Origin of the sequence: Frankia sp. AiPs1 (assembly GCF_023716945.1) — a bacterium.
Taxonomy (GTDB): domain Bacteria; phylum Actinomycetota; class Actinomycetes; order Frankiales; family Frankiaceae; genus Frankia.
In genome coordinates this window covers 1-11587 of sequence record NZ_JAMQQF010000165.1, presented here as the reverse complement: position 1 = coordinate 11587, position 11587 = coordinate 1, and the positions used below count along the sequence as shown (strand labels likewise).

Genomic DNA, 11587 nt, shown 5'->3' with positions numbered 1-11587 from the left:
CCTCAGCGCCTCGATGGCCGCCGGCTACGCCGACCGGCTCACCGCCCGCACCGTCGACGACGTCGAGGCGCCCGCCCGGCTCGCCCTGATCTGGCGGGACGGGCACGGTCCGGCGGTGCGCGCGGCGCTCACGCACCTGCACCGCGCGTTCGCGGTTGCGTCGCCCGCCGTGTGATAGGTCTTGGCGCCGCCGGCGCAGTCGCCGCCGAGACCGGCCGGGACGGAGCGCACGGTGCGCGAGGAACTCGATCAGCGCAGAGAGCCCGGAGAGCCCGGAGAGTGCGGAGAGTGCGGGGAGCGCGGGGAGCGCGGGGAGCGCGGGGTGACCGACGCCGGTGGCGCGCGGCTGCACCGCCAGCTCGGCCTGGCCGGCCTGACCTTCATCTCGCTCGGCTCCGTCATCGGGTCCGGCTGGCTGCTCGGTGCGCTCACCGCCGCCGAGGCGGCCGGGCCCGCCTCGCTGCTGTCCTGGGCGATCGCCGGCGCGCTGGTCGGCCTGCTCGCCCTCGTCTACGCCGAACTCGGCGCGGCCTACCCGGTCGCCGGCGGCACGGCCCGCTATCCCCGCCTGGTCCTCGGGCCGCTGGGTGGGTTCGTCGCCGGCTGGGTGGCCTGGATTCCCGCGGTCGCCCTGGCTCCGCTCGAGGTCACCGCGGCGCTGTCCTACCTGGACCACCAGTTTCCCGGGCTGGTGGACGACGACGGCACCCTGACCGGCGGCGGTCTCGCCCTCGCCGCCGCCGCGCTGGTCGTCTTCACCGTCGTCAACCTGCTCGGCGTGCGCTGGCTGGCCCGGACCAACACCGTCACCGTCGGGTGGAAGGTACTCGTTCCCGCCGTCACCGTCGTCGCGCTGACGGCCACCGCATTCCATTCGGGGAATTTCCACGCGGGCGGCGGATTCGCCCCTTTCGGCGCGAAGGGCGTCTTCGCCGCGCTGCCCGCGGGGGTGGTGTTCTCGCTGCAGGGATTCGAGCAGGCGGTGCAGATGGGTGCCGAGGCGAAACGGCCGCACCGGGATCTTCCCCGGGCAATCATTGTGGCGACGCTGGTCGGCACGGCGCTCTATTTTCTGCTCCAGCTCGCCTTCATCGCCACCGTCGACCCGGCCCGGCTCGCCGCGGGCTGGAGCCGACCGCTCGGCGCGGGTGACTACGGGCCCTATGCGACGCTCGCCATCAATCTCGGCCTGGGTTGGCTGGCAATTCTGCTCTACATCGACGCGGTCGTCTCCCCGGGGGGTACCGCGCTGATCTATCTCGGTACCTCGGCCCGGCTGTCCTTCTCCCTGGCCCGGACCCAGGGCCTGCCGGCCGCGCTGGGCCGGCTCGACCGGCGCGGGGTGCCGGTCGGGTCGGTGCTGCTCGCGGCCGCCGTCGGCATGGTGGTGCTGCTGCCCTTTCCGAGCTGGCAGAACCTGGTCCGACTGGTCAGCTCGGCGACGTTCGTCATGTATGGATTCGCGCCCGTCTGCCTGGCCGTGCTGCGCCGCGCCGACCCCGACCGGCCCCGCCCCTACCGGCTGCCCGCCGCGCACATCCTCGCCCCGCTCGGTTTCGCCGCGGCCAACCTGGTCATCTACTGGGCCGGCTGGCGGACCAACCAGAGGCTGTTCGCCGCGATCGCCGTCGGACTGGTGGTGTTCGGGGGCTACCGGGCGACCCGGCCCGCCGAGCGACGGCCGGACCTGGAGTGGCGCGCCGCGTGGTGGATCGCCCCGTGGCTCGCTGGCCTGGCGGTCCTGTCCTGGCTGGGGCAGTTCGGGGGGCGGGGTGTCCTGCCGTTCTGGATCGACCTCGCGCTCGTGGCCGGTTTCAGCCTCGCCGTCTTCGCGGCGGCCGTGCGCGCCGCGGTGTCGACCGGGGCCGGGCGGCGGCGGGCGGAGATCGCGGAGATCCGGGCCGCGGGCCCCACGGCCTGACCGCCACCAAGGTGCCCCCGGACCGGTCCGGTCGCAGGGGCGGTGCCGGTGGCAGGGGCGGGTGCCGGTGGCGACATTCGCAGTTCACGACCGGTTCGCCGCACCCGTCCCACCGGCACAGACCGGTCCCGGAGACTCACCCCAACTAAGTGATAGCGAACTTTCACTTCGGTGGTAGCGTCATCGACGTCACGTTCAGCGCGATCGGTGAAGGGCGGAGAGGTGATGACCGAAGTATCGGAAATACCACTGCACATGCGGCGCGCGCAGTTCGATCCGATCTCCGAGCTCGGCGAGATCCGCGACGGCGCGGGTGTCTGCCCGGTGGTGACGCCGTTCGGCGTTCCCGCCCATCTCGTGAGCCGTTATGACGACGTTCGGGAGGTCCTTTCTGATTCGGCGCGGTTCAGTACCGCGGATCGGCGTGCGCTCACGCCCCCCGACGCCACCGAACTGACCGAACAGGAGTACGCCCGGGCCCGGGTCGGAAATCTCCTCTCCTACGACCCGCCGGAGCACACCCGGCTGCGCCGAATGCTCACGCCGGAATTCACCATGCGCCGGATGCGGGCGCTCGAGCCGCGGATCGTCGAGATCGTCGACGCGGCCCTCGACGACGTCGAGCGGGCCGGCAAGCCGGCCGATCTGGTCTCGACGTTCGCCCTGCCGGTGCCGTCCCTGGTCATCTGCGAGCTGCTCGGCGTCCCGTACGCCGACCGGGCCGACTTCCAGCGGCGCACCGTCGACCAGCTCGACGCCTCCCACCCGCCGCAGCGCCGCCTCGCCCTGCAGCAGGCCAGCCGCGCGTACATGGCCACCCTCGTCGCCCGCGCGCGCCGCGACCCCGGCGAGGACATCCTCGGTCTGCTCGTGCGCGAGCACGGCGAGGACATCAGCGCCGAGGAACTCGTCGGGATCGCCTCTCTGCTACTGCTCGCCGGCCACGAGACGACCGCGAACATGCTGGGCCTGGGCACCCTGGCGCTGCTGCGCCATCCCGACCAGCTCGCCCGGGTCCGTGACGACCCGGCCAGCGTCGAACCGGCCGTCGAGGAACTGCTGCGCTGGCTGTCCATCGTCCACACCGGCATCCCGCGCACGGCGACGACGGAGGTGACCATCGCCGGGAGCACCATCGCGGCCGGGGAACACGTCGTCCTCGCGCTGCCCGGGGCGAACCGCGACCCGGCCCTGGTCGACGATCCGGACCGGCTCGACATCACCCGCGAGCCCACCGGGCACGTCGCCTTCGGGCACGGCCTGCACCACTGTCTCGGCGCGCCGCTGGCCCGCCTGGAGCTGCGGATCGCCTACCCTGCCCTGCTGCGACGCTTCCCCGGCCTCGCCCTCGCCGTGCCGTACGAGCAGATCGCCTTCCGGCCCTACTCGGTGATCCACGGACTGCAGGCGCTGCCCGTCACCTGGTGACGACCGCGGTCCGCCCGGGCCGGGCCGGGCCGGGATGAGGATCGATGAGGACCATCCAGAGAGGAGCGCAGCCGTGCGGATCGTGGCCGAACGGGACCGGTGCATCGGCGCCGGAAACTGTGTGATGACGGCGCCCGAGGTCTTCGACCAGGACGATGACGGCCTCGTGGCGCCGTTGGTCGACGAGGCCGACCCGGTCGATCCGGCCAGCCTCGCCGCCGCGCGCCGGGCGGTGGAGCGCTGCCCGGCGACGGCGCTGCGCGCGGTGGAGGACTGACCGGATCCACGTCGCCGCCGAGCTACCCGTTGCCGCCGATGCGCTGCCCGCACAGCGGCTGCGGGTAGACGACCTCGAAGCGGTCGCCGGTGGGGGCGATGCGCACGAAGTCCGAGCAGCGGTCGAGCTGCCCGTGGTCGGCGGCGAGGTTGATCTTCTGCACCATCATGCCGTCGGCGTCGTAGTCGGTGATCGTCCGCAGGCCGCTCATGAACGATTCCCGGGTCGGGCAGCCGTGCTGGGTCGTCAGGCCGCGGATGAACATGTCCGCGTTGATGTAACCGGCGATCGCGCTGTTCTGGCCCGCCGGCTGGATCTCCGGCGAGTAGGCGGCCATCGCCTGCTGGAACCGGCGCTGCGCGGGCAGGTTGCGCTCCAGTGCCGCGAAGGTGAGCTGGGAGTAGCTGCCGGCGAGCTGCCGGCCGTAGGGCGCGAGCAGGCGCGGGTCGTAGCTGACCGCCGAGACGGCGACCTTGATGGGATGGCCGGCACCGATCGCCGCGGCGAGCGCGCCGGTGTAGAGGTCCAGCGGTGCGGCGGCGATGACCGTGTCGGCGCCGGCATCAATGATCTTCCTGGCGACGTCGGCGGCGTTGGTGGAGTCGATGTCGTCCTGGATGACCGGGATGCCGGCGTTCTCCAGGCTCTGCCGGACGCCCGCCGCATACAGCTTGGACGCCTCGGTCAGGTAGGTGACGACCAGCGCCGCCTTGGTGCCGCCCTGCTGGCGCACGAAGTCGGCGAGGGTCGTCGTGCTGCGCCCGGAGTCGGTGACGAAGGTGTAGGTGAACATGTTGTCGTGGTCACCCCACAGCGGCTGATCGGCCACCCCGACGACGGGAACGTGCTGGTCGTCGAGGTACTGGGCCGAGCCGTTGGAGGCCGCGGTGTACTGCAGGACGGCGAAGACCCCCTCGCTCACCAGGGTCCGCGCGCCCTGCAGGTTGCCCCGGGGATCGGACTCGTCGTCCTCCCAGACGTAGTCGATCTTCCGCCCGTTGACGCCGCCGGCGGCGTTCTGCGCCGAGAGCCGGGCGTTCACGCCGGCCCGGTAACCCGAGAACTGGGTGCCCATGACCCCGGTGTCGGGGTAGAGCAGCCCCACCTTGACGGAGCTGTCGGTCACCCCCGGAGCACAGGTACTGCCCGTCCGCGAAGCATCCGAGGTTCCGCCGGCGTTGCACGCCGTCAGCATCGTCGCTGCCGCCATCACCGCCACGGCCCACCTCGCCCGCAACACCCGCATGTGCCACCTCTCGATTGCTATCTGCTGTTATCTGCGACCCGACCGGACCCCCCGCGAGACGCCATGCCACTGCAATTCCGCCCGGCCGGACGGCAGCACAAATGACGCTCATCGCCTAGTTGACCGCAAACTTGGTCGCCGCCGGCATTCCGCGCCGACGGCCATTGGAAGCTGCCACTCCCGCACGACAGTTCGTATGCTGTCTATCTCCCGACCGAACCTTGCTGTTTCTTTCGGCGGAAGCCTAGCAGGGAAGGCATACAGGCCTAACAGCCAGGGACACTCCGTGGCTGTTCGACGCGCCATCCCTATCAGGCGTCACGCCGGCCGAACAGAATCATTGGCGCGTTGCCAGAATCGGGTCGGCGAGTGGACTCCGCTCCCCGCCGGGTTGAGGTGTAGTGCGGGAGGTGGGACACCCGCGCCAGGACGCTCCGCCGACGATCTGCCACACCGCCCCACGCGGGCCGGACGCAGGGCCGCCGCGGACCGGGCGCGGACCGGGCGCGGAGCCGGCCGATGACGCTCCGATGCCACTCGGGTCACCACGCAGCCCGATGCAGCCATCTGAAGCTGACCTGTCGCGATCAGTACCGATGTGGCGTTCGTCGCGTTGGAATGCTCCGCGAGCGGGACCGAAAGGCCGAACAGGACCGAAAGACGAGGCCACCGCTGGCGGGCAGGCGGCGGCATACCGTGATCCCGGGTCGCGCGCCGACGACGACTCGCTGCCAGCGCCACGCCCAGCGGCGGCGCCGACCGGCGGCTCGACGGGACGAGGGCCGCCTGGCCCGCCCCGAACCCTGACCTGCCCTGAACCCCGACCTGCCCTGAACCCTGACCTGCATCGGACCCTGACCTGCATCGGACCCTGACCTGCGCAGCCTCCACCGCGCCTTCACCCGAAGGTGACAGGGCCATCGGAAGAAACTTGACGAAACAGCCGGTCGACACCAGGATCGCTTCTCGCCAGAAAGATCAGACTAGCTAGACACATTTAATGCCGAGAATCTTGTGAGCAGCCATGAACGCAGTTCACAAAAAGATCTTTGCTCTTCTTCCGGTGACGTGGTGGCGTCTTTCTCCCGGGCGCCGACAGACCGTGGCGGCAGTGTTCCGAGGATGGTTTCGCGTGGACGGACCCGCCGGAATGCAGGCGACGGCCAGAAAATCCCCGCCGCCGAGCCGGTCCCTCCCGGCGGTGCTCGGGCGGCGAAGCATCGCCGGACAGGTGTTGATCCTCCAGGTGGTCGTGGTGGTGATCGTGGCCGCCGCGGCGGGCACGGCACTGGTTCTCATCGCCCGGCATACGGCGAGCCGCAGCACGGCCGACCGCGTCCTGGCCGTGGCCGAGACCTTTGCCGAGGCACCCGGGGTCGAGGCGGCACTGGCCGCGCCCGACCCGAGCGCCGAGCTGCAACCGACCGCAGAACGGGTCCGGCGGCGCAGCGGCGTCGACTTCCTGGTGGTCATGAATGTGCACGGCTTCCGCTACACCCATCCCAATCCGACGCTCATCGGGAAGCACTTCATCGGCCACATCGAGCCGGCCCTGCGGGGGCACGAGCTGACCGAGACCTTCACCGGCACGCTCGGCCCCTCGGTACGGGCCGTCGTGCCGGTGCTCGGCGCGGACGGCTCCGTCCGTGGGCTGGTCGCCGCCGGGATCACCCTGCGGGCGGTCGACGCGTCGGTGACCCGCCAGCTCCTCGTCGTCGGCAGCGCCAGCTTCGCCGTGGTCGTGCTGACCCTGAGCGGAGCGGTGCTGCTGAGCAGGCGGGTCCGTCGGCAGACCCACGGTCTCGGCTCGGCGGACCTCGCCCGCATGCACGAGCACCATGACACCGTGCTGCACGCGGTGCGGGAGGGCGTGCTCATCATCGACGACTCCCGACAGCTCCTGCTGGCCAATGACGAGGCCCGGCGCCTGCTGGGACTGCCCGCCGGCGGGGAGGGGCGTTCGGTCGACGAGGTCGGCCTGGATCCGGCCGTCGCCGGGCTGTTCGGTTCCGGTCGCCTGGTCGACGACGCCGTGCTCCCCGTCGGTGACCGGCTGGTGGCAGTGAACCAGCGGCCGACCGAGCATCACGACCGGGCCACCGGCAGCGTCGTGACGTTGCGCGACACCACCGAGCTGCGGGCACTGACCGGCGAGCTCGATGCGGTCCGCGGGTTCGCCGCCGCCCTGCGGGCCCAGGCGCACGAGGCCGCGAACCGGATGCACACCGTCGTCACCCTCGTGCAGCTCCAGCGCTACGCCCAGGCCGTCAGCTTCGCCACCGCCGGGCTCGAGGGCGCACAGCAGCTCACCGACCAGCTCCTGGCCGCCGTCGACGAGCCGGTTCTCGCCGCGCTGTTGCTCGGCAAGGTGGCGCAGGCCCACGAGCGGGGCGTGGAGCTCGTCGTCACCGAGGACACCCGGTTCGAGTCCTTCGGCATCGACGCCGCCGACCTCGTCACCGTCGTCGGCAATCTGATCGACAACGCCGTGGACGCGGCGCTGGCCGACGGCCCCGCGGGGCGTCCGGCGCGGCGGCCGCGACGCGTCACCGTCGCCGTCCAGGCCGACCGGGAGGCATGCCTGGTGCGGGTCACCGACACCGGTCCGGGGCTGACGCCCGACCAGATCGACGACGCGTTCCGGCTCGGCTGGACAACCAAGTCCGACCCGGCGGGACCGGTGCCGGGCCGCGGGATCGGGCTCGCACTCGTGCGGCAGGTGGTCCGCCGCCATGCCGGCAGCGTGACCGTGCGGCGGGACGGCGAGACCGCGGGGCGCGACGGCGAGACGGTGGAGCGGGACGGCGAGACGGTGTTCACCGTGCGACTGCCGGCACGACCCGCGACCTGCTCGGAGCGGGGAGCGTGACGGCATGGTGGACGAGCCGATCCGTACCCTGATCGTCGAGGACGACGCGCTGCTGGCCGACGCCCACCGGCTCTACGTCGAACGGGTGCCGGGATTCACCGTGTGCGGCGTCGCCCGCAGCGGGACGCAGGCGTTGCGGATGGCCCTCGCCGACCGACCCGATCTGCTGCTTCTCGACTTCTACCTGCCCGGGATGACCGGCCTGGAGGTCTGCCGCGCCCTGCGCGCGCACGGGGCGACCGCCGACATCATCGCCGTCACCTCGGCCCGGGACCTGGCGACGGTGCGCGCGGCGGTGTCCTACGGCGTCGTGCAGTACCTGGTCAAGCCGTTCAGCTTCGCCGCCTTCCGGCAACGCCTGGAGCGGTACGCGGTGTTTCACCGGCGGACCACGGCCGACCCTGCCGGACCGGTCGGCCAGGACGAGGTCGACTCCGCCCTCGCCGTGCTGCGGCCCGACACCGCCCGGTCCGCCCACCAGCCCAAGGGCCTGTCCACCGCGACCCTCGACACGGTCGTCGCCTATCTGCGGTCCGCACCGAACCCCGTCTCCGCGGACGACGTCGCCGAGGAACTCGGCATGGCCAGGGTGACCGCCCGCCGCTACCTGGAGCGTCTGACCGGGCAGCGGCTGGCCACCAGGACGCAGCGCTACGGCCGGTCCGGGCGCCCGGGAAACCTGTACCGCTGGAACGGAGCCTGACCCGGGGGATAACCCGGAGGTCGAACCGAACGACGAGGACCAATACGACCGAAAAGACGACATGTCACCTTCAGCGGGCAATCGTGGCGACGACGGTGTCGAGACCACGGAATGGTGATCATGATGATTGGATCAGCTGCGCACACCTCGGGACCTGACGCGCGGGACGTGCTGGTGACCGGACTGGGATTCTGCCTGCCCGGTGGGGACGACCCCGTGTTCACCGCCGAACAGGTATGGGATGTCGCCGCACACGGACGGTCCTGTCTGGTCAGCGACGGCATTTACCACGGCCGGGTGAATCTGACGACGGCGGCGTTCGAAACGCGCCTGCCGGAGTTTCCCGCCCTGTACTCGCGCCAGTTCACCTCGTCGCACCGTTTCGGGCTGGTGTCGTTCGTCGAGGCCTGCGTGGACGGGAAGCTGGACTTCCGGGCGGGGGATCTCACCGACGCCGCGATCCTGACCGGCCGCGGCGGCCTCGACGACAACGTCGACCCCTACCTCGCCCTGCGCGAGGCGAATCCGGCGGAGCTGTCCGCCGACGAGGCGACGGCGCTGTTCATCCGGGCCCAGCTCGGCATCACCTCCTACGACGTGGCGCTGCTGCAGGCGTCCCTCGCCCGGTCCACCGGGCCGAGCTTCACCGTGTCGTGCGGCTGCTCGTCGTCGACCGTCCAGCTCGGCAACGCCCTGCGCATGATCGCCGCCGGCGAGGTGGACATCGCGGTCGTCACCGGCGTCGACGCGTTCAACATGGACATCATGCGCAACGCGCAGCGGCTGCTGTTCGCCGCGCAGCGCGGCGCCGCGCCGGAGGCAACCACGATGCCGCAGACCCTGCCGTCGATGGACCGCCCGATGCGTCCGTACGACACCCGCGCGGACTGCGTGAACTTCGGCGAGGGCTCGGTGACGGTGGTGCTGGAGAGCCGCCGGCACGCCGAGGCCCGCGGCGCCCACATCTACGGGCAGATCCTGGCCCAGGCCACCACCCGCGACGGCCTGGCCAGCCCGCTGTCACTGGACGACTCCGGCGCCGCCCTGGTCTCCGCGGTGCGCCGCTGCCTGGGCGACCGCGTCGGCATCGACCAGATCCCCTACATCAACGGGGGCAGCGACGGCGACCTGAACGTGACGACCACGGAGGCCAACGCGGTCCGCGAACTGTACGGGCCGGCCGTGCCGGCGGTCCTGCTCAGCTCGCAGGAGGCCTGCTTCGGGCACAGCGGCGCCCAGTCCGGTGCCCTCGGCGCGGCCCTGACCCTGCTGATGATGGAGAAGGGCGCGGTGTGCCCCACCGCGAACTGCGAGCAGCCGGCGGACTTCCTCACCTTCGATCCCATCGTCGGAACGGCTCCCCGCCCGCTCGACTTCGACCACGCGCTCAGCTTCACCTACCAGATCGGCGGGACGAAGAGCGTGCTCCTGCTCGCCGCGGCCGACGCCCGCTGAGCGGACACCGCCGCGGCAACCCTGCGGCGTCCACCCCCTCAGGACGCCCAGCCCTGACTACCCCAGCCCTGACTACCCCAGCCCTAAGACGCCTCGCCCCCGCCCCGCTGCGAAGGGGTCGCGCAGGCACCCAGCGGAGGAACCGATGAGCGGACACGACCAGGCCGACTCCGGCGGCCGAGCCGTCGACCCCGTCCCCGGCGTCGACGTGGATCCCGGCACCGAACGCGACGACATCGCCATCGTGGGCATGGGCTGCCGGCTACCGGGGGGCGCGGACTCCCCGGCGGCCCTGTGGGACCTGCTGGTCGAGGGCCGGGACGCCGTCACCGCGCCGCCTGCCGGCCGGTGGGACGAGGGGGCGTTCCTCGATCCCGTCCTCGCGGCCGCGGGCCGCAGCGTGCCGAACTGGGGCGGCTACCTCGACGACGTGGCCGGCTTCGACGCGGACTTCTTCGGGGTGTCGTCCCGGGAGGCGGACGTGCTCGATCCCCAGCACCGCCTGCTGCTGGAAGTCGCCTGGGAGGCGTTGAACCACGCCGGGATGCCACCGGAGCGGCTGGCCGACACCAGCACGGGCGTCTTCACCGGGCTGAGCTACACCGACTACATGGAGCGGCTCGCCGGCGGCCCCGAGGAGCTGGAGGGCTCCGTGCTCACCAACGGGGTCTGCGTCGCCGGCGGGCGGATCTCCTACCTGCTGGGGCTGCACGGCCCCTGCCTCACGGTCGACACCGCCTGCTCGTCGTCCCTGGTCGCCGTGCACCTGGCCAGCCAGAGTCTGCGGGCGGGTGAGTGCAGCGTGGCGCTGGCCGGGGGCGTCACGCTGATGCTGTGGCCGCGGGTGACGAAGTCCTTCGTCCGGATGGGCATGCTCTCCCCCACCGGCCGCTGCCACGCGTTCGACGCGGCCGCCGACGGCTTCGTCCGCGGGGAGGGCTGCGGCGTCGTCGTGCTCAGGCGGCTCGCGGACGCCCGGCGCGACGGCGACCGGATCCTCGCGGTGATCCGCGGCTCGGCGGTCAACCAGGACGGCCGGACCGACGGGTTGACCGTGCCGTCGGAGAACGCCCAGCACGACGTCGCCCTCGCCGCCCTGCGCGGCGCAGGGGTCGACCCGACGCAGGTCGGGCTGGTCGAGGCGCACGGCACCGGAACCCCGGTCGGGGATCCGATCGAGTTCGCCGCGCTCGACCGCGCGTACGGCTCCGGCGCGGACCCCTGCGCCCTGGGCTCGGTGAAGACGAACGTGGGCCACCTCGAACCCGCCGCCGGCGTGACCGGACTGATGAAGGCGGTGCTGTGCCTGCAGCACGGTCAGATCCCCCCCAACCTGCACTTCCAGGAGTGGAACCCGGCGATCGCCGCGGCCGACTCGCGGTTCTTCGTGCCCACCGACCTCGTGCCGTGGCCGGGCCGGGCGGCCAGCCGGCTCGCGGCCGTGTCGTCCTTCGGGTTCTCCGGCACCAACGCCCACGTGGTGCTCGAACAGGCCCCCGATGTTCCGGGGACGGCCGACGTTCCGGGGACGGCCGCTGTTCCGGGGACGACCGGCGATCCGGCGATGACCGGCGTCCGGGCGACGGCCGGCGCACCCGAGGACCGGGGGCCCGACGTCGTCGTGGTCCCCGCCGGCTCGGCCGGGGTGCTGCCCGCGGCCGCCACCCGCCTCGCCGACTGGCTGGAGG

General features: G+C 72.1%; 8 protein-coding genes and 1 pseudogene. 8 read left to right on the top strand and 1 reads right to left on the bottom strand.

From position 1 onward, the window contains the following. From ND748_RS35050 to ND748_RS15905, 4 genes and pseudogenes are all read left to right on the top strand, one after another. Window positions 1-175: pseudogene (locus ND748_RS35050) on the top strand (LysR family transcriptional regulator); the annotation flags it as partial. 147 nt (window positions 176-322) lie between these two features. Then, the gene (locus tag ND748_RS15915; protein ID WP_251746590.1) at window positions 323-1921 is read left to right on the top strand and encodes an APC family permease; all 1599 of its coding nucleotides are present in this window, start codon (window positions 323-325) and stop codon (window positions 1919-1921) included. Window positions 1922-2146: 225 nt separating this feature from the next. Then, on the top strand, window positions 2147-3349 hold the full coding sequence (locus ND748_RS15910; protein WP_251746589.1) for a cytochrome P450: 1203 nt from the start codon (window positions 2147-2149) through the stop codon (window positions 3347-3349). A gap of 73 nt (window positions 3350-3422) precedes the next feature. Next, window positions 3423-3626 carry a ferredoxin gene (locus ND748_RS15905; RefSeq protein WP_251746588.1) on the top strand — a complete coding sequence of 68 codons (204 nt, stop codon included), beginning with the start codon at window positions 3423-3425 and terminating at the stop codon, window positions 3624-3626. 22 nt (window positions 3627-3648) lie between these two features. Here ND748_RS15905 and ND748_RS15900 read toward each other — a convergent pair whose 3' ends face one another. After that, the gene (locus tag ND748_RS15900) at window positions 3649-4872 is read right to left on the bottom strand and encodes an ABC transporter substrate-binding protein (RefSeq protein WP_251746587.1); all 1224 of its coding nucleotides are present in this window, start codon (window positions 4870-4872) and stop codon (window positions 3649-3651) included. Between the two features lie 1132 nt (window positions 4873-6004). Between ND748_RS15900 and ND748_RS15895 the strand changes: the two genes are divergently transcribed. The 4 genes from ND748_RS15895 to ND748_RS15880 all read left to right on the top strand — a co-directional run. Next, the gene (locus tag ND748_RS15895; protein WP_251746586.1) at window positions 6005-7741 is read left to right on the top strand and encodes a sensor histidine kinase; all 1737 of its coding nucleotides are present in this window, start codon (window positions 6005-6007) and stop codon (window positions 7739-7741) included. Between the two features lie 4 nt (window positions 7742-7745). Further along, window positions 7746-8444 (top strand): response regulator, encoded by a 699-nt coding sequence (locus ND748_RS15890; RefSeq protein ID WP_251746585.1) that lies wholly within the window; start codon window positions 7746-7748, stop codon window positions 8442-8444. Between the two features lie 123 nt (window positions 8445-8567). After that, entirely contained in the window at window positions 8568-9899 is a 1332-nt protein-coding gene (locus ND748_RS15885) for a beta-ketoacyl synthase (protein ID WP_251746584.1), read from the top strand. Between the two features lie 145 nt (window positions 9900-10044). After that, the coding region (locus ND748_RS15880; protein WP_251746583.1) for a type I polyketide synthase at window positions 10045-11587 on the top strand (1543 nt) is incomplete at its 3' end.